The 17,332-nt window shown below is 72.1% G+C and carries 16 protein-coding genes; 6 read left to right on the top strand and 10 right to left on the bottom strand.

Annotation, left to right across the window (positions count from 1 at the left end; translation table 11 throughout):
- Positions 1-57 precede the first annotated feature (57 nt).
- Complete coding sequence (locus BLW43_RS08595; protein WP_093251884.1) at positions 58-837, top strand: sulfite exporter TauE/SafE family protein; 780 nt, start codon at positions 58-60, stop codon at positions 835-837.
- 7 nt (positions 838-844) lie between these two features.
- Here BLW43_RS08595 and BLW43_RS08590 read toward each other — a convergent pair whose 3' ends face one another.
- The gene (locus tag BLW43_RS08590) at positions 845-2,074 is read right to left on the bottom strand and encodes a TFIIB-type zinc ribbon-containing protein (protein WP_245730977.1); all 1,230 of its coding nucleotides are present in this window, start codon (positions 2,072-2,074) and stop codon (positions 845-847) included.
- 9 nt (positions 2,075-2,083) lie between these two features.
- Positions 2,084-3,202: an SPFH domain-containing protein gene (locus BLW43_RS08585; RefSeq protein ID WP_093251882.1), complete on the bottom strand. Its 1,119-nt coding sequence runs from the start codon at positions 3,200-3,202 to the stop codon at positions 2,084-2,086.
- A gap of 157 nt (positions 3,203-3,359) precedes the next feature.
- On the opposite strand from BLW43_RS08585, the gene BLW43_RS08580 reads away from it, so the two are divergent.
- The gene (locus tag BLW43_RS08580; protein WP_093251875.1) at positions 3,360-4,190 is read left to right on the top strand and encodes an amino acid ABC transporter substrate-binding protein; all 831 of its coding nucleotides are present in this window, start codon (positions 3,360-3,362) and stop codon (positions 4,188-4,190) included.
- A complete protein-coding gene (locus BLW43_RS08575; RefSeq protein WP_093251873.1) occupies positions 4,187-5,632 on the top strand; it encodes an amidase in 1,446 nt (481 codons plus the stop codon). The genes BLW43_RS08580 and BLW43_RS08575 overlap by 4 nt, the downstream gene beginning before the upstream one ends.
- A gap of 75 nt (positions 5,633-5,707) precedes the next feature.
- On the opposite strand, the gene BLW43_RS08570 is transcribed toward BLW43_RS08575, so the two are convergent.
- The 5 genes from BLW43_RS08570 to BLW43_RS08550 all read right to left on the bottom strand — a co-directional run bounded on the left by BLW43_RS08570 (position 5,708) and on the right by BLW43_RS08550 (position 10,730).
- On the bottom strand, positions 5,708-7,048 hold the full coding sequence (locus BLW43_RS08570; protein WP_245730976.1) for a M16 family metallopeptidase: 1,341 nt from the start codon (positions 7,046-7,048) through the stop codon (positions 5,708-5,710).
- Positions 7,049-7,053: 5 nt separating this feature from the next.
- Positions 7,054-8,403 (bottom strand): M16 family metallopeptidase, encoded by a 1,350-nt coding sequence (locus tag BLW43_RS08565; RefSeq protein ID WP_093252624.1) that lies wholly within the window; start codon positions 8,401-8,403, stop codon positions 7,054-7,056.
- Between the two features lie 74 nt (positions 8,404-8,477).
- The gene (locus BLW43_RS08560; protein WP_093251868.1) at positions 8,478-9,035 is read right to left on the bottom strand and encodes a DUF3035 domain-containing protein; all 558 of its coding nucleotides are present in this window, start codon (positions 9,033-9,035) and stop codon (positions 8,478-8,480) included.
- 59 nt (positions 9,036-9,094) lie between these two features.
- Positions 9,095-9,586 (bottom strand): signal peptidase II, encoded by a 492-nt coding sequence (lspA, locus tag BLW43_RS08555; protein WP_245730975.1) that lies wholly within the window; start codon positions 9,584-9,586, stop codon positions 9,095-9,097.
- 43 nt (positions 9,587-9,629) lie between these two features.
- Positions 9,630-10,730: a TRAP transporter substrate-binding protein gene (locus tag BLW43_RS08550; RefSeq protein ID WP_093251865.1), complete on the bottom strand. Its 1,101-nt coding sequence runs from the start codon at positions 10,728-10,730 to the stop codon at positions 9,630-9,632.
- A 404-nt stretch (positions 10,731-11,134) separates the two neighbouring features.
- On the opposite strand from BLW43_RS08550, the gene BLW43_RS08545 reads away from it, so the two are divergent.
- Positions 11,135-12,427 (top strand): Coenzyme F420 hydrogenase/dehydrogenase, beta subunit C-terminal domain, encoded by a 1,293-nt coding sequence (locus BLW43_RS08545; RefSeq protein ID WP_093251863.1) that lies wholly within the window; start codon positions 11,135-11,137, stop codon positions 12,425-12,427.
- A 278-nt stretch (positions 12,428-12,705) separates the two neighbouring features.
- Here BLW43_RS08545 and lhpI read toward each other — a convergent pair whose 3' ends face one another.
- Positions 12,706-13,665 (bottom strand): bifunctional Delta(1)-pyrroline-2-carboxylate/Delta(1)-piperideine-2-carboxylate reductase, encoded by a 960-nt coding sequence (lhpI, locus tag BLW43_RS08540; RefSeq protein ID WP_093251860.1) that lies wholly within the window; start codon positions 13,663-13,665, stop codon positions 12,706-12,708.
- A gap of 319 nt (positions 13,666-13,984) precedes the next feature.
- Between lhpI and BLW43_RS08535 the strand changes: the two genes are divergently transcribed.
- Together BLW43_RS08535 and BLW43_RS22895 are read left to right on the top strand one after the other, a co-directional pair.
- Positions 13,985-14,545 (top strand): hypothetical protein, encoded by a 561-nt coding sequence (locus BLW43_RS08535; protein WP_093251858.1) that lies wholly within the window; start codon positions 13,985-13,987, stop codon positions 14,543-14,545.
- Between the two features lie 113 nt (positions 14,546-14,658).
- Complete coding sequence (locus tag BLW43_RS22895; RefSeq protein WP_139284019.1) at positions 14,659-15,018, top strand: hypothetical protein; 360 nt, start codon at positions 14,659-14,661, stop codon at positions 15,016-15,018.
- Positions 15,019-15,354: 336 nt separating this feature from the next.
- On the opposite strand, the gene queF is transcribed toward BLW43_RS22895, so the two are convergent.
- Together queF and leuC are read right to left on the bottom strand one after the other, a co-directional pair.
- A complete protein-coding gene (gene queF / locus BLW43_RS08530; RefSeq protein WP_093251855.1) occupies positions 15,355-15,795 on the bottom strand; it encodes a preQ(1) synthase in 441 nt (146 codons plus the stop codon).
- Between the two features lie 26 nt (positions 15,796-15,821).
- On the bottom strand, positions 15,822-17,225 hold the full coding sequence (leuC, locus tag BLW43_RS08525) for a 3-isopropylmalate dehydratase large subunit (protein WP_093251853.1): 1,404 nt from the start codon (positions 17,223-17,225) through the stop codon (positions 15,822-15,824).
- Positions 17,226-17,332 lie beyond the last annotated feature (107 nt).

The following is a 17,332-nucleotide window of genomic DNA, read 5'->3' as shown; positions in this document are numbered from 1 at the left end:
GACGCCGCCGGTCGAAGGAGGACCCGAACCCCGTCGCCCGACCGGAAGCGCCGCCCCATGGAAAGCCTTAACGCCTTCATCGCCGCCCATGGCGTCTCGGGGGCGGTCGCCGCGGCGGGCATCCTGTTTCTCGGCGGCTTCTCCAAGGGCGCGGTCGGCTTCGCCCTGCCGCTGATCGGCGTGTCGCTGCTGGGGACGTTCCTGCCGGCGCAGACGGCGGTGGCGCTGCTCATCCTGCCGATGCTGCTGTCGAACGCCTGGCAGAGCTTCCGCGAGGGCGTCGGCGAGGCGTGGACGACGCTCAAGCGCTACCGGCTGCTGCTTGCCGTGCTGCTGCCCTCGATCGCCGCCTTCTCCCAGCTGCTGACCGTGCTGAGCGACCGGGCGTTCTTCGGGCTGCTCGGCGCGGTGGTGACGAGCTTCGCCGCGACCCAGCTGCTCGGCTGGAAGCCGCGCGGCGTGAAGGCCCGGCCCCGGCTCTGGGAGGCCGTCGCCGGGCTGGTCGGCGGCCTCTGCGGCGGGCTCGCCGGGGTATGGGGGCCGCCGGTCACGCTCTACCTGCTCGCCATCGAGGCGCCGAAGAAGGACACGATGCTCGCCCTCGGCGTGATCTTCGGCCTCGGCGCGGCGGCGCTCACCGTCGGCCAGACCATCTCCGGCGTGCTGAACGCGCAGACGGCGCAGCTCTCGGCGCTGGCGGTGATCCCCGTGGCGGTCGGGATGTACGCCGGCTATGCGGTCCACGACCGGCTGGACGCGCAGACCTTCCGCCGCGCCACACTGGCGGTGCTGACGCTGACCGGCCTCAACCTGCTGCGCCGGGCGTTGCTCGGCTGAGCAGCGCTCAGCCCGGCAGCCGCCCGTCCGCCGCCAGCGCGAGCAGCGCCGCCGCCGCGGCGAGCGCCAGCGCCGCCAGAACCGCCAGCGCGATCTTCCAGACCGACCACGGCCGGCTGCCCCGCACGGCGCCCGTGCGGCCGTTGACCAGCACGCGATAGACCGCGCCGCGCCAGCGATAGGCGCCGATCCAGACCGGCAGCAGCAAGTGCTTGAAGGTCTCGCCCTCCAGCCGCATATCGAGCCGGTGCAGGCGCTGCATGTCGCCGCCGATGGCCCGGCGCGCGTCGGCGGCCATGGTCCGCTCCATCGCCTCGCGCGCGTGGCCCCAGGCCTGCGCGAGGTCCACCGTGTAGGCCTCGGCGCGGAACCCCGCCAGCCAGTCGCGGTCATAGGGCCGCAGGTCGGAGAGGTCCCAGGGGGCCAGCGCCTCGGCGTCCTCCCGCGGCAGAGAGGTCGAGCCGACCGTCAGCACGTCGTCGAAGGCGCGCGAGACCCGGCCGCGGGCGGGCCGCCAGCGGATGCGCGTCACGCTCTGCGGCTTGCCGTCGCGGCCCCGCACCGTCACCGTGTAGGCGTCGCCGCGCTCGCCGGAATAGGCGGCCTCGGCCTGCGCGTCGAAGGTCCAGTAAGGGGTGTAGACGCCGCTCAGCGCCCCGGTGCGCGCTTGCCGACTCAGGCCCGAGGGCGCGAACCACAGCCCGCCCAGCCAGCGCGTCACCGCCGCGCCCGCCTGCTTGGCGTCGATGGCGAAGGGCAGCACCGCCTGCGGCTTCACATGGCGGTCGGGGCTGGTCTCGCCGACGATGGGGCTCGCACAGAACGGGCAGGTCTCCGCGTGGACGCCGGCCTCGAAGGTCACGCGCGCGCCGCAGGCTTCGCAACGCACGACCTCGGTCGTCTCGAGGTCCGCCGTCGCGCCGCCCGCCCTCAGCGCCGCGCTCAGGTCGCGCTCGGCGACGGCCGCCGCCGAAGCCAGCGCGTCGGCCTGCGCGATCCGCGTCGTCGCGCCGCAGAAGGCGCATAGGAGCTCCTCGGCGCCGGGCTGGTAGCCCAGCATCGCGCCGCATGCGCCGCAGGGGTAGTGCGAGGGCGGCGGCCCGGCCTGCGCCGCGTCTGTCTCGCCGCCGGCGCCGGCCGCGTCCGTCTCGCCGCCGGCGCGCCCGGCGATGGCGCCGCCGGCGCGCGCGGCGTCCGGCGCCGGCCTGCGCCCCCAGGGCCCCATCCGCTGCGCCATGGCCGGCGCCTAGCCGGCGGGCGGCGGCGGGGGCGGCGGCGCGATCGTGAAGAGCTGCGCGAGTTCGGTGATGTCGCCGGCGCGCGTCCAGCCCGCCGCGCCGGCGGTCCAGACCAGAGTCTCGCGCGTCAGCCCGCCCTCGGCGAGCATCCGGCCGAGATCGGCGCGGCTGAACGGCCCCCTCGTCTGACCGTTCTCGGCGACGTGCCAGACGCGCTCGGGCGGCGGCGGCGGGGCCGCCGCGGCTCCGCCGCCAGCCCAGCCGCCGCCAGCGCCGCCAGCCCCGCCCCACGGCCCCGGCGCCATCGCGCCGCCCATGCCCACGCCGATCATCGTACCCATGGCCGAGCCCGGCGTCCCCGCCGCCTCGCGCATCGCCTCGGCGGCCTGGAACTGCGCGTACTTGCCCAGATCGCCCACGACGCCCATCGAGGTGCGCCGGTCGATCGCGGCCTCGACCTCGGCGGGCAGAGAGATGTTCTCCACCGTCAGCATAGGCGTCTCGACGCCATAGGCCGCCAGCTCCGGCGCGATGCGCTTGCGCAGCAACTCGCCGAGCTGGTCCGTCGCGCCCGCCATGTCGAGCGCCGCGACGCCCGACTTCGCCAGGGCGTTGGAGAAGGCGCTGACGATGACGTTGCGCAGCTGGAACGTGATCTCGTCGGTGGTGAACTCGCCGTCGGTGCCGACGACCTCGGTCATGAAGCGCCCGGGGTCGGTCACGCGCAGGCTATAGGTTCCGAAGGCCCGCGCGCGGATCACGCCGAACTCCGGGTCGCGCATGATGATCGGGTTGCGCGTGCCCCACTTCATGTCCTGAAAGCGGCGCGTCGAGACGAAGTAAATCTCGGACTTGAAGGGTGATTCGAAGCCATGGTCCCAATGCTGGAGCGTCGTCATCACCGGCATGTTGTTGGTCTCGAGCATGTAGAGACCCGGCGGAAAGACGTCGGCGAGTTGACCTTCATGGACGAAGACGGCGGCCTGTCCTTCACGAACGGTCAACTTTGCGCCGTATTTGATGGCGGCGCCGTGGCGGTCAAATCGCCACACCATCTGGTCCCGGGCCGTCTCGGTCCAGTCGATGACATCGATAAATTCGCCAGTGAGCCGGTCCCAGAAACTCATCGTGCGCCCCCTGCTGTCGCCACGGGATGATTAACGCGAAAATGAGGCTTCGTCACGCCGAACGCGGCGGCGTCGAGGCGTTTGCAGGCGGCTGGTTTGTGCTATCCCGCATCGAGTCGCATCGCTAAGGTCTGTGCGCTGTTCGGGAGAGTGCGTCATGCTGCTGAGGGTACTGCTTCTTGTGCTGCTGACGGCCGGCGGAGCGCACGCCGACGTGCTCGACCGCATCGCTGAAACCGGCACCCTGAGGGTCGGGGTGCGGGCGGATGCGCCGCCGCTCTCGTTCCTCAAGGACGGCGTCGCCGGGGGCTACACCGTCGAACTCTGCAACCGGGTCTCGGAGCGGCTGGGGGATCAGCTCGGCATCAGCCCGATCATCGTCCAGCATGTGCCGGTGACGGCCGAGAACCGCTTCCAGGCGATCGTCGACGACCAGATCGACCTGCTATGCGGCGCCGCGTCGATGACGCTTAGCCGCCGCGAAATCGTCGATTTCTCGATTCCGGTCTATGTCGACGGCGCCAGCGTGCTGATGCGGCGCGGCGAGACGGCGGACTTCGCGATGCTTGCGAACCGCCGCATCGGCGTCCGCGCCGGCACGACCACCGAGCGCAGCCTCGCCGCCACGCTTGAGCGCACCCAGATGATCGCCGACGTCGTGACGGTAGAGGAGCATCAGGAGGGCATCGCCCGGCTGCTGGGGCGCGACATCGACGCCTATTTCGCCGATCAGTCGATCCTTCTGTTCCTGATCGCGGAGTCGGGCCGGACGGAGGAACTCGCGCTCGCCAACAACGTCCTGACCATCGAGCCGCAGGGCCTCGCCCTGCCACGCGACGACGACGCCTTCCGGTTGGAAGTCGACCGCGCGCTCAGCCGCATGTACCGCAATGGCGAACTCGCCAAGATCTTCGCGGACGCCTTCGCCCCCGCGGTGATGGGCGACGCGATGCGCGCCATGACCCTGATCGCCCCCCTCCAGGAATGAGCCTGTCGCAGGCCGACTACGCCGCCCATGACGCGCTGGGCCTCGCGGCGCTGGTCGCGCGCGGCGAGACGACGGCCACGGCGCTGCTCGATCTCGCGCTCGCGCGGGCCGAGGCGGCTCAGGCGCGGCTGAACTGCATCGCGCGGCTCGACGAGGGCCCCGCCCGCGCCGCCATCGCCGCCGGCCCGCCCGCCGGGCCGTTCTGCGGCGTCCCGTTCCTGCTCAAGGATCTCGGCTGCGAGGCGGTCGACTTCCCGTCGAGCGGCGGCTCGCGGCTGCTGCGCTGGACGGAGTGGCCCCGCGACAGCCTGCTGTTCGAGCGGCTGCGCGCCACCGGACTGGTCACATTCGGTCGCACCACCGCGCCGGAGGGCGGCGTCGGCCCCGTCACCGAGGCTCAGGTCTATGGCGGTCCGACGCTGAACCCGTGGAGCCTGGGCCGCACGCCGGGCGGCTCGTCGGGCGGCGCCGGGGCCGCGGTCGCCGCGGGCGTCGTCCCGGCGGCGCATGGCTCGGACGGTGGCGGCTCGGTGCGGATACCGGCGTCCAACTGCGGCCTCTTCGGGCTGAAGCCGACCCGCGCCCGACTGCCGGACGGCCCCTACGCCGGCGAGGGCTGGGCCGGCATGGCGATCGACGGCTTCATCACCCGCTCCGTGCGCGACAGCGCCGCGCTGCTCGACGCGGCCTGCGGCGACGACCCAGGCGGCCCCTATGTCGCGCCGCCGCTGCGCGAGGGCTTCGCCGCCGCGATCGCCCGGCCGCCGCGGCGCCTGCGCGTCGCCTTCACCGCCGGCCGGCTCGACGGCGCGCCGATCCACCCCGACTGCCGCGCCGCGGTGGAGGACGCCGCGCGCCTGCTCGAAAGCCTCGGCCACCATGTCGAGGAGGCGCGGCCGACCGTCGACGTCGCCGGGCTGATGGACGCATGGACCACCATCGTCGCCTGCGGCACCGCGCTCTGGGTGCGCGAGCGCTGCGCGAAGCGCGGCGCGCCCCTGTGCGACGACGAGCTCGAGCCGGTGAGCCTCGGCGCCATCCGCCTCGCCGAAACGCGATCCGGCGCCGACTACCTCGAAGCGGTCGAGCATGTGCATGATTTCGGGCGGGCGCTGGCGGGCTTCTTCGAGGGGCGTGACGCGTTCCTGACCGCCACGATGGCCGAGCCGCCCGCCGAGATCGGGCGCTTCGCGCCGATCAACCCGGATTTCCGCGACTACCGCATCGGGCCGGCGGGCATCCTGCCCTATTCGCCCTTCGCGCCGGTCTACAACGCCAGCGGCCAGCCCGCGGCGACGCTGCCGCTGTTCTGGAACGCGGAGGGCCTGCCGATCGGCGTGCAGATCGCGACCCGCTTCGGCGATGACGAGACGCTGATGGCGCTCGCCGCCGAGCTGGAGGCCGCCCGGCCCTGGTTCGGCCGCAGGCCCCCGCTCTTCTGACGCGATCTCCGCGGGCCGCTGCGGCTGGCCTGCGGCAGAGGCTTCCCCGGCGAAAGCCGCCGAAGGCGGTCCGTCCTACTGGATCGCCGCCGGCTCGACCGCTTCGCCGAGCCCTTCGGGTCGGCCCACGGCGACCACGCGGAGCGCGTCGGCGTCGAGCCATTTCCGCGCCACGCGGGAGACGTCCTCCGGCGTCACGGCCTCGACCAGCGCGTTGCGCGTGGTCACATAGTCCGCCGGCAGCCCGTCGCGCTGCATCGCCACGAGGATGCCCGCGATCTTGCCGTTGCTGTCGAAGCGCAGCGGGTAGGCCCCGGTCAGGTAGCGCCTGGCCTTGTCGAGTTCCTCGGCCGTCACGCCCTCCTCCGCCATCCGCCGCCATTCCGCGCGGATCACGTCGAGCGACTCAGCCGCGCGCGCGTTCGCCGTGCCGACGCCGCCGAGGATCAGCCCGGCGCGGTCGAGCGAGGCGATGTAGGAGTAGGTGGAATAGGCCAGCCCGCGCTTCTCGCGAACCTCCACGGTCAGGCGCGAGCTGAACCCGCCCCCGCCCAGGATGTAGTTCATCACATAGGCGGGGATGAAGTCGGGGTCGTCGCGCAGCGGCCCGGCATGACCGAACATCACCGTCGTCTGCGGCGCGTCGAAATCCACCACGCTCACGGCGCCGGCCGGGTCGGGCTCGACCATGGCGGGGCGCTCCGGCGCCGCCTCGGGCAGCCCGGCGAGCAGCATGTCGACCATCTCGCCGGCCTTCTCGGGCGTGACGTCGCCGACGATCCCGATCACGGCGCCCTCACGCGTCAGCAGCCTCCGGTGGGCGGCGCGCAGGTCGTCGGCGTCGAGCGCGGAGACGGTCTCGATCGTCCCGTCGCCGGGCCGGCCGTAGGGGTGGTCGGGGAAGGCCGCGCCGAACCAGGCGCGGCTCGCCAGCGCATTGGGGTCGGTCTCGGCGGAGCGCAGGGACGAGACGATCTGCCCGCGCACCCGGCGCATGGGCTCCTCGTCGAAGCGCGGCTCGGCGATCGCGGTGCGCAGCAGCACGGCGCTCTCGTCGAGGTTCTCGCTCAGCATCCGCGCCGAGACGGAGAAAGCATCCTGCCCGGCGCTGAAGGAGAAGTTCGCCGCGAGCAGTTCGGCCCGCGTCGAGAACGCCAGCGACTCCATGTCGCCCGCGCCCTCGTCCAGCATCGCGGCGAGGAAGTTCGACGCGCCGAGCTTGCCGTCGGGCTCGGTCGAGGCGCCGCCGACGAAGCTGATCTCCATGGCGACCATGGGGATCGAGGCCTCCTCGACGAGCCAGTAGTCCTTGCCGCCCGGCGAGGTCAGCGTCTGGATCGACGCCGCCGCCCAGGCCGCGCCCGCCAGCAGCGCCGGGGCGAGAAGCCCGGTCAGAAATCCTGCGGTCCTGCTCACGCCGATCATCCTTCGGTGCCCGCGGTCGCGGTCTCGGTTCCCATCAGCCAGCCGGTGACGGACGCCTCGGGCCGCAGCATCGCCGCCGCGCGGATCACGTCCTCCCGCTCCACGGCGCGGAGCAGGTCCGGCCATGCCTCGATCTCCTCCAGCGTCAGCCCCACGGAGAGAGCCGCGCCGTAGCGGCGTGCGAGGCCGGCGCCGCTGTCCTGGGCGTAGATCTCCGCGGCCGAGACGCCGACGCGCGCGCGCTCCAGCTCCTCCGCGGTCGGCCCCTCGGTCGCCAGCCGCGCCAGCACGCGGTCAACGCCCGCCTCCACGGCCGACAGGTCAACGCCCTCAGCCGGCACGGCGTAGAGCCCGAACTCCGCGTCGTCGCGGGAGGACGCCGAATAGTAGGCGCCGGTGCTGATCGCGACGCCCTCCTCGACCTCCAGCGTCCGCGCCAGCCGCGAGGTCACGCCGCCGCCGCCCAGCACCTCGGCCAGAACGGTCAGCGCCGCGGCGTCCTCCGCCGCGCCGGAGACTCGCGTGGGCGTGAGATACTGGCGCAGCACATAGGGCTGGCGCACCCGCGCGTCGCGCATCTGGAGGCGGCGCGGCGCAAGCTGCGGCGGCTCCTGCGGCCGCGCCTCGGGCGGGCGCCCCGACGGCTCGTGAACGCCGTAATAGGTCTCCGCGAGCCGGCGCACCTCCCCCGGCTCCACATCGCCGGCCACGACGAGGATCGCGTTGTCCGGCGCATAGTAGCGCGCGTAGAAGTCGAGCGCGTCCTGGCGCGAAAGCTGCTCCATCTCGGTCCGCCAGCCGATCACCGGAATGCGGTAGGGATGGTGCATGTAGAGCGCGGCGGACATCTGCTCGCCGAACAGGGCGCCGGGGTTGTTGTCGGTGCGCTGGCTGCGCTCCTCGAGGATGACGTCGCGCTCGGTCTCGACGGCGTTCTCGCCGAGCACGAGGTTGCGCATCCGGTCGGCCTCCATGCGCATCACCGTCTCCAGCCGGTCGGCGGCGATGCGCTGGAAATAGGCGGTGTAGTCGCGTGAGGTGAAGGCGTTGTCCTGACCGCCGTTCTCGGCGACCAGCTTGGAGAAGGCGCCCTCGGGGATCACCTCGGTGCCCTTGAACATCAGGTGTTCGAGGAAATGCGCGATGCCGCTGGTCCCCCGCGGCTCGTCCGCGGCGCCGACGCGGTACCAGACCATGTGGGTCACGACCGGGGCGCGATTGTCCTCGATGACGACCGCCTCCATGCCGTTGTCGAGAGTGAAGCTCGTCACCTTCGGCGCGGCGAGGGCCGCTCCAGCCATCGTGACCGCCGCGACGGCGCAGACGGCCCGTGCTCCAAGTCCCATCATGCGATCATTCCTCCGATCGGCGTCGTCGATTGACATAGACCGCGCGCGAGGCGGCGCAAGCGGGGCCTCCATCACTCCGTCGGCGCCGGCGGCGTCGGGGCGGGGGCGCCCAGTTCCCGAAGCCTGTCGCTCTCGGCGATGGGGTCGAGCCGCTCGGCGGCGGCCTCGGGGTCCTGCTCGATCTCGACGCCGAAGAAGCTGTCGAGGCCGTATCGGCGTTCAGCCGGCCGCGCCTCGGCGACGATGGTCTCGCGCACCTGCGCGTCGTTCTCGCCGGCGGCGGCCGCGGCGACGAGCGCGCGCTCGCCCGCCCCGCCCGCGGCTGCGCCGGCCGGCCCCGTCGCCCGCGGCGCCGACGCCGCAAGCGCCTGCTGCGCCAGCGCCCGCGCGTCAGGGTCGCGCGGGCTCGGCGCGCCGGGCCGCGGCTGCGGCAGCGCCTGCATGTCGGCCGGCAGCTCCAGCGGCGCGCGCTTGACGGTCAGGAACGGGTCGGGCGGCGGCGCGCTGAGGCCGAGCGACTCGCGGCTGCCCGAGGAGCAGCCGGCCACGGCGAGCGCCAGAGCCGCCGCCAGCGCAGGCTTCAGGAAAGCGCCGCGGGCCGTCATGTGTGTGTGCGCGCGCATCGCCATGGCGATCCTCCCTTGCAACGCTCCGCTTCTAGGCGCGCGCGCGGCGCGGCGCAACGCGCTCACCCCGCGGCGTCGCCGGCGCGCCCGCCGCCCGACGGCGCCAGCGCCAGCGCGGCCGCGCCCGCGAAGATCGCGACGTCGGCCACGTTGAAGGCGTAAGGGTTGACCAAGCCGCAGCACGTCACGTTCAGGAAGTCGGCCACCGCGCCATAGGTCGCCCGGTCCCAGGCGTTGCCGAGCGCGCCGCCGATCAGCACCCCCGCCCCGAACTGCGAAAGCCGGTCGCCCCGGCGCATCGCCCACACGCCCACGGCGACGCTGATCGCCGCCGCCAGCGCGATCAGCGCCCAGCGCAGCTCCTCGGCGTCATCGGCGAACAGGCCGAAGTTGACGCCGCGGTTCCACGCCATGCGCAGCGAGAAGAACCCTTCGACCACCTCGATCCGGCCGACCCGCGCGAGGTCCAGCCCCTCGACCACCCAGAGCTTGCTGGCGCGGTCCGCGACGACGATCGCCAGCGCCGCCGCCGCCATCCGCCCCGCCCCGCTCACGCCGGGCGGCTCCGGACGGGCGGCGCGACGCCGCGCCGCGCCCTCACGCGCTCCAGACCCGGGCGCGGTCGCCATAGACCCGCGCCTCCATCGCCCCGCCATAGGCCGCGCACTCGCGCACGAACTCGAAGTAGGAGGCGTGGACCCTCTGCGCGAGCGCGTCGTCGCCGGGATAGGCCTCGATCACCTCGCGCGAGGCCGCGCCCAGCGCGGCGACCACGTCCTCGGGAAAGGCCGACGGCTTCACCCCCAGCGCCACGAGCTGCTTGAAGACACGCGCGTTGTGATAGTGGAAATCGGCGTGCGTCTCCTCCGCCGTCGCCGCCGCGGCCGTCTCGACCACGCCGCGCAGATGTGGCGACAGGCCGTCGAAGAACGCCATGTTGACGATGCACTCAAGACCCGCGCCCGGCTCGTGGAAGGCCGGCATGTAGTAGTAGGGCGCGATCTGGTGCAGGCCGAAGGCGATGTCGTTCCAGGGGCCGACGAACTCCGCCGCGTCGACCACGCCCGACTGCAGCGCGGGGAAGATCTCCGCCGGCGGCGTCAGCACCGTCGTCACGCCGAGCTTCTGCATCACCTCGCCGCCGAGGCCGCCGATGCGCATCTTGAGACCCTGCAGGTCGTCGAGCGAACTGATCGGGTTGCGGAACCAGCCGCCCGCCTGCGCGCCGGAGTTGCCGGCGTAGAACGGCTTCACGCCATAGGGCGCATAGGCCTCGTCCCACAGCGCCTGCCCGCCGCCGAAGCGGATCCAGCCCGCCAGCTCCAGCGCCGTCAGTCCGTAGGGGAAGGCGGTGAAGTACATCGATGAGCGCACCTGCCCCACCGCGTAATAGGGCGCGGTGTGGCCGAACTGCGCCGCGCCCGAGGCCACCGCGTCGAATACGCCGAAAGGCGGCACCAGTTCGCCGCCGCCGAAATAGCTCACCTCCAGCCGGCCGTCGGAGAGCGCGGTGATGCGCTGCGCCAGCCGCTCGGCGTTCACGCCGACGCCGGGAAAGCCGCGCGGAAAGGCGCCGACGAGCGTGGCGCGCGCCGTCGCCTGCGCCAGCGCCGGCGCGGCGAGGCCGGCGCCCGCCGTCGCGGCGGCTGCGGCGGCGAGAAAACGGCGGCGGGGCGGGAGGGGCGGCTCGGCTGTCATGGCGCGGGGCTCCGGGGTGTGGACCTGCGCGGGAACCTGCCACGGCGGCGAAGGGCCGGCAATCGGGCGGCGGGCCGGGAGGGTCGCCCGCCGCCGCGCGCGACCCAGAGACGGCGGCGCGCGGCCACCGCCGGCGCCGCCGCGCTGGCATCGGCCGAGGCCATGCCCGCCGACGGCGATTAGCGCGGAAGGCGGCCTGTGGCCTGAAGGCGCCTCGCTCGACCCTTGGCCCGTGCGACCAGCACGGGCCGCGCCCTCCCTCCCCCCAGGGAGGGCGCGGCCCTCATCGCTCAAGAGGCGCCGCGGGGCGGATGGCTGAAATCCGCGCATCCCTGCCCAGCCCGCCCCCCCCAGCGACCTTTGGCCCGCTCGACGCGCCGGGCCGCCGCCCGCAGTCTCGGCCCATGCTCGACCGTTCGCCCCCCGCAGCCATTCCGCCGCTCTGGGCGCCGCCGCTGCGCGACGACCCCGCGCCGCGCCGGCTCTGCACCGATTGCGGGGTGTCGCGCATGGCCGACCCGAAGGCCTGCGGCCGCGCCTGCCAGTTCATCGCGCCCGACTACGCCGCGATGGAGCGCCAGGTCCACGGCCGGGCGCGAGACCCCGCGCGGCCTGACGAGATGCATTTCGGCCCCTTCCTGGCCATGCGCCGCGCCCGCCTCGCGCCGCCCGCCGAGGGCGCGCAATGGACCGGCCTGACCACCCGCATCGCCGAGCGCCTGCTGGAGACCGGCGAGGTCGACGCCGTGCTGACCGTCGCGCCGCACCCCGAGGACCGCTGGCGTCCGCTGCCCGTCATCGTCACCGACCCCGCCGCCATGGCCGGCGCGCGGGGCATGCGGATGGGCTATGCGCCGACGCTGGCGCTGCTGGAGCCCGCGCTCGCCCGCGGCTTCCGCCGTCTCGCCGTCATCGCCATCCCCTGCCAGACCCACGCGCTGCGGCGGCTGGAGGCGGAGCTTGGCCTCGAGAAGCTCTACGTCATCGGCACGCCCTGTTCGGACAACACCACAACCGAGAAGTTCCACCGCTTCCTCGACCTGCTCGACGACCGGCCGGAGACGATCAGCTACCTCGAATTCCGCGCCGACTACCGCGTGGAGATCCGCCACGACGACGGCCGCACCCGCCTGATCCCGTTCCTGAAGCTGCCGATCTCGAAGCTGCCGGCCGACTTCTTCCCGCTGACCTGCCGCACCTGCGTCGACTACGCCAACGTGCTGGCGGACGTCACGGTGGGCTACATGGGCGGCGAGGGCCGGCAATGGGTGATCGCCCGCAACCCGCGCGGCCAGGCGATGCTCGACCTGCTGGGCGCGGAGTTCGAAAGCGCGCCCTGCGGCTCGAAGGGCCGCCGCGCCGGCGCCGTGAAGGGCTTCCTGAAGAACACCGAGCGCGCCGCCGGGGGCCTGCCGCTCAGGGGCATGCCGAACTGGCTGCGCCCCCTCGTCGGCTGGCTCATGCCCCGCATCGGGCCCCGCGGCCTGGAGTTCGCCCGCGCGCGGCTTGAGATGAAGGCCGTCGAGACCGTGCTGCACCTGCGCCGCTCAGCGCCCCGGCGGATGAAGCGCATGGTCCCGCCCCATGTCTGGGCGCTCGTCGCCCCCTACGGCCTGCGCCCGGCGCCGGGCGAGCAGCCCGTCGAACAGCCCGCGATCAAGCATCCCGGAGGCGATCGCCCCCAGCGCGACGCCTGAGAGGTTCATCGCGAGATCGCCGGAAAAGACGTGCCGCCCCGGAACCAGCGCCTGCCCGCCCTCGAGCGCGAAGGCCAGCGCCAGCGCCGCCGGCAGCGCCCCCGCCCAGCCGCGCAGCAGGCAGAACGCCGCGCCGCCATGCATGACGAGATGCACCAGCAGGTCCGTCCCCGCCGGCGCGCCGGGCAGCGACGGCGGCTTGGGCGTCAGGCTCAGCCACGCCGCCAGCGCCACGACCGCCAGCGCGACGGCGCGCCCCCCCATGCGCCCCGCAGCGCTCACTCCGCCAGCCGCGTCGCCGCCAGCCGCATGGCGGCCAGCCGCGCCGCGGCGAAATCCTCCAGCGACGCGCCGACCGACTTGAAGAGCGTGATCTCGTCGGCCGAGGCCCGCCCGCCATGCCCGCCCGAGCACAGCGCCGCGAGGTCCGCCCGCACGTCGGCGTAGTCGAAGGCGCCCTCCGCCGCCGCCTGCAGCAGGTCTCCCGCCTCGCCCCGCGCGCCGGCCATGGTGTCCACGAACACCGAGGCGCGCGCCACCGCGGCGCCGTCCGTCTCCCGCATCGTGGGCCGGAACGCGCCGACGAGATCGAGATGCGCGCCCGGCCGCAGCCACGCGCCCTCGATCAGCGGCGCCTGCGACAGCGTCGCGCAGGAGATCACGTCGGCCCAGCCCGCGCCCGCCTCCAGCGCCGCCGGCGCGGCGTCGAACCCCCGCGCGCGGGCCCACTCCACCACGCGCGAGACCGCCTCGGGCCGCCGCCCCCACACCCGCACCTCGCTGAGCGGCAGCGCCGCCGCGTGGGCCTCGATCAGCGCGGTCGAGAGCCGCCCGGTCCCCACCATGAACAGCCGCGACGCATCCTCCCGCGCCAGCCAGCGCGCCGCCAGCGCCGAGGCCGCCGCCGTGCGCCGCGCCGTCAGCTCGCCGCCGTCGAGCGCCAGCCGCCAGGCCCCGGTCTCCGCGTCGCCGACCAGCACCGCCCCCTGCACCGCAGGCAGGCCGCGTTCGCCGTTGTCCGGCGCCACCGTCACCAGCTTCACCACCGTCAGCCCGTCGCGGTCCCAGGCCGGCATCAGCAGCAGCGTCCGCTCCGCCCGGCCCGTCACGGCCATGGCGTGATGCGCGCGCGGCGGCGCCTCCACCGCGCCGGGCTCGGCGAAGGCCGCCGACAGCGCGTCGATCAGGGCGGGATAGGGCGTCGCCGCGGCGACCTCTTGGGCGGAGATGATGCGCATGGCCGCGACCCTAGATCGGCCCGCCTGGCGGGAACAGTCCGACCATCCGCCCGTCCCGCGCGCGTCGCGCGGCCCCCTCCATGCCCGAAAGCGGCCGAAACCGGCCGTTATCGGGGGCGGACCGATGCGCGCTGTCCTCGCCCCGCCGCGCGCGGGATCAGCCCGCCCCGCCAGCGCCCTGCGCCGGGTCGCCGGGGCCGCCGTCCTCGCCCGCCCGCCGCCTTTCGCGCCGCTCACCGCTTCTTGAGGCCGCGCCTGTACTCTGCCGGCCGATTTCAGAGTCGCCCATTCCCGAACACAGTCGTTGGAGAAAGCGCCCATGGCCGCGAGCACGCAGTCCCCGCCAGTCGCATCCGCCCCGACCGCCCCCGACGCCGCCGCCCCCGACGCCGCCGCCCGCATCTCGGAGAGCGCCGAGCTGATGCTCGCGCAGGTCGAGGAGGAGACGGCGCGCATCGCCCGCCTGAAGCGGCAGGCCGAGGCCGCCGAACTCGCCCGCCACCGCCTCGAGGCCGCGCTGGAGAGCCTCGCCCCCGCCCTGCCGAAGCCGCAGGCCGACGCGCTGCGCCGCCGCCTCCTCGCCGCCCGCCGAGGCGAGCGCGCGCCGATGGCCGCCCGCGCCGAGGCGCCGCTCGCCGCGATCATGGAGCTTCTGGCGAACTGGGAGCGGCGCGTCATCGCTGTGGCCGACGCGCAGGACCACGTCCTCGACCGCGGCTTCGCGATGAAGCGCACCTACGCCGCGCAGGTGCTGCAGCGCCTCGCCGCGCAGGGCCTCGTCGCCAAGACCGGCCGAGGCCGCTACCGCATCATCCGCACCCACCCCGATCTGGTGGCGCTGAGGCTGGCGGCGCTGGAGCGGGAGTTGGCCAAATTCTAAGATAACCAATCAAGGCACATCATTATGCCAATTTCTTTACTTGATAAATTAACTATTAATTGCAGCCGAGTTCAGTTAACCTTGAGTCTGGATTGAGCTCGGGAGAATGCAAAATGAAGCTGTACTGGGTGCCGGTTATATTATCGTTCTTACCGTTTCAAGCGGCGGGCCAACACAACGGCGCGGTCAACCTTGACGACATTACAAAGCAAATTGAAATAGAATGTGGCAATTTTGCTGCAGAATATTCTAGGTCTGAGACTTCTCTTGCAGCAAAAGCAGAGTTGTCGACTAATTTCTGGGGTTGGCTCAAGGAATTAACGCTCGGTGGCGCTGCAGAAATCCAAAGCATTGATCAAAAAGGCTTCGACACTGATGAATTTCTTGAATCCTATCGCGAACGCCAGAGTTGTATTCCACTAGTTTGGCAGAGAATGCTAAATTTTAAGTTAGCTGAAACAATAACAACTTAAGTGTCCCATCTCTATTGGGCGATTACCCAAGAGTCCTAATAGTTAGAGGTGGCTGTCGCTCGAATAAAGCATATACGCCACGATTCTCAATGGAAGGCCCCTTCTTGACTGCTCGAAATGAGTGCAACGAGCCATCTCGGGTAGGTATAATTTCAAACAGTCAAATTATGTTTCTTGATTGGCATCAGATGATTGCCAATGTTGAAGTAACCTCTGGAAAAGCGATAAGCATAAATGGCTCAGATGGAAATTCTTGGCACAGAGATTAACCATCATTTCTGACTGGGCTTTAAGTTTATTTTAGTATCCGATAGGAAGGTTTGCCTGAACAGAAACTCACCCCCTCCCCCGATACACCGCCACCCCCGTCTCGGGCAACCACACCCCCTCCAGCGGCGCGCCGGTCTGCCAGAAGACGTCGATGGGGATGCCGCCGCGGGGGTACCAGTAGCCGGCGATGCGCAGCCAGCGCGGCGCCAAGAACTCGACCAGCCGCAGGCCCACGCCCACCGTGCAATCCTCATGGAAGGCGCCGTGGTTGCGAAAACTGGTCAGGTAGAGCTTCAGCGACTTGCTCTCCACCAGCCAGGCGTCGGGAACGTAGTCGATCACCAGATGCGCGAAATCCGGCTGGCCGGTGACGGGGCAGAGCGAGGTGAACTCCGGGCAGGTGAAGCGCGCGACATAGAGCGCGTCGGGGTGCGGGTTCGGCACGCGCTCCAGCCGCGCCGCATCTGGCGAGGCCGGGACGCCCGCCTCCCGCCCAAGCTGCGCCATCCCGGAAGCATCGCCGCCCACGGCGCTCAGAGGCTCCGCACGTCCGTCAGCCGGCCCGTCACCGCCGCCGCCGCCGCCATGGCGGGGCTGAGGAGGTGGGTGCGCCCGCCGCGGCCCTGACGGCCCTCGAAGTTGCGGTTGGAGGTGGAGGCGCAGCGCTCGCCGGGCTTCAGCTGGTCGGGGTTCATGCCGAGGCACATCGAGCAGCCGGCGAAACGCCAGTCGAAGCCCGCCTCGATGAGCTTCTGGGCGATGCCCTCCTCCTCGGCCTGCGCCCGCACCAGCCCCGAGCCCGGCACGATCATGGCGCGCAGGCCTTCCTTGACCTTCCGGCCCTCCATCACCTTGGCGACCTCGCGCAGGTCCTCGATGCGGCCGTTGGTGCAGGAGCCGATGAACACCGTGTCGATCTCGATCTCGGTCAGCGGCGTGCCGGGCGTCAGCCCCATGTAGTCGAGCGAGCGGCGCGCGGCCTCGACCTTGCCGCCCTTGAAATCTTCCGGATGCGGCACCGACGCGGTGATCGGCAGCACGTCTTCCGGGCTCGTGCCCCAGGTCACGACCGGGGCGATCTTCGCCGCATCCAGCGTCACCAGCTTGTCGAAATGCGCGCCTTCGTCGGAGAACAGCTCCTGCCAGGCGTGCAGCGCCATCTCCCACGCCGCGCCCTTCGGCGCCCGCGGCCGGCCCATGATGTAGGCGAAGGTCTTCTCGTCCGGCGCGATCAGCCCCGCGCGGGCGCCGCCCTCGATCGCCATGTTGCAGACGGTCATGCGCCCTTCCATCGAGAGCGCGCGGATCGCCTCGCCGCAATACTCGATGACATGGCCGTTGCCGCCGCCGGTGCCGGTGTGGCCGATCACCGAGAGCGTGATGTCCTTGGCCGTGACGCCGACCGGCAGCGCGCCCGTCACCTCGACCTTCATGTTCCGGGATTTCTTCTGGATCAGCGTCTGCGTGGCGAGCACATGCTCGACCTCGGAGGTGCCGATGCCGTGCGCCAGCGCGCCGAAGGCGCCGTGGGTGGCGGTGTGGCTGTCGCCGCAGACGATGGTCATGCCGGGCTGCGTCAGCCCCTGCTCCGGCCCGATGATGTGGACGATGCCCTGCCGCACGTCGTCGACGTCGTACATCTCCACGCCGAAGTCACGCGCGTTGGTCCGCAGCGCCTCGACCTGGATGCGGCTGTCCTCGTCCTTGATCTGCTCGGTCCGGTCGGCCGAGGTCGGCACGTTGTGGTCGGGCACCGCCAGCGTCGCCTCGGGGTGGCGCACCTTGCGCCCGGTCATCCGCAGGCCCTCGAATGCCTGGGGCGAAGTCACCTCATGCACGAGGTGGCGGTCGATGTAGATCAGGCAGGTGCCGTCCTCGGCCTCGTGGACCTTATGGGCGTCCCAGATCTTGTCGTAGAGCGTGCGCGGACCGGCCATTCTTACCTCCTTGGTCTCGCCATCCCCTTAATTGCTGGCGCGGAACCCGACAAGCGGGGAAGCTGCGAGGCTGGCCGGCCCTGCGCTACGCCGGTCGCCCATAACCA

It is taken from the genome of Rubrimonas cliftonensis, from assembly GCF_900107585.1.
GTDB classification, from domain to species: domain Bacteria; phylum Pseudomonadota; class Alphaproteobacteria; order Rhodobacterales; family Rhodobacteraceae; genus Rubrimonas; species Rubrimonas cliftonensis.
The sequence above is the reverse complement of the archived record's forward strand: the minus strand, read 5'-3'. Positions and strand labels throughout refer to the sequence as shown.

Coding starts and splice junctions, on each gene's coding strand:
- BLW43_RS08580 (WP_093251875.1), top strand. CDS start 3,360: ATGCTGCTGAGGGTACTGCTTCTTGTGCTGCTGACGGCCGGCGGAGCG.
- BLW43_RS08590 (WP_245730977.1), bottom strand. CDS start 2,074: ATGGCGCAGCGGATGGGGCCCTGGGGGCGCAGGCCGGCGCCGGACGCC.
- BLW43_RS08560 (WP_093251868.1), bottom strand. CDS start 9,035: ATGGCGATGCGCGCGCACACACACATGACGGCCCGCGGCGCTTTCCTG.
- queF (WP_093251855.1), bottom strand. CDS start 15,795: ATGGCGCAGCTTGGGCGGGAGGCGGGCGTCCCGGCCTCGCCAGATGCG.
- BLW43_RS22895 (WP_139284019.1), top strand. CDS start 14,659: ATGAAGCTGTACTGGGTGCCGGTTATATTATCGTTCTTACCGTTTCAA.
- lhpI (WP_093251860.1), bottom strand. CDS start 13,665: ATGCGCATCATCTCCGCCCAAGAGGTCGCCGCGGCGACGCCCTATCCC.
- BLW43_RS08585 (WP_093251882.1), bottom strand. CDS start 3,202: ATGAGTTTCTGGGACCGGCTCACTGGCGAATTTATCGATGTCATCGAC.
- BLW43_RS08545 (WP_093251863.1), top strand. CDS start 11,135: ATGCTCGACCGTTCGCCCCCCGCAGCCATTCCGCCGCTCTGGGCGCCG.
- BLW43_RS08565 (WP_093252624.1), bottom strand. CDS start 8,403: ATGGGACTTGGAGCACGGGCCGTCTGCGCCGTCGCGGCGGTCACGATG.
- BLW43_RS08535 (WP_093251858.1), top strand. CDS start 13,985: ATGGCCGCGAGCACGCAGTCCCCGCCAGTCGCATCCGCCCCGACCGCC.
- BLW43_RS08575 (WP_093251873.1), top strand. CDS start 4,187: ATGAGCCTGTCGCAGGCCGACTACGCCGCCCATGACGCGCTGGGCCTC.
- BLW43_RS08595 (WP_093251884.1), top strand. CDS start 58: ATGGAAAGCCTTAACGCCTTCATCGCCGCCCATGGCGTCTCGGGGGCG.
- BLW43_RS08550 (WP_093251865.1), bottom strand. CDS start 10,730: ATGACAGCCGAGCCGCCCCTCCCGCCCCGCCGCCGTTTTCTCGCCGCC.
- leuC (WP_093251853.1), bottom strand. CDS start 17,225: ATGGCCGGTCCGCGCACGCTCTACGACAAGATCTGGGACGCCCATAAG.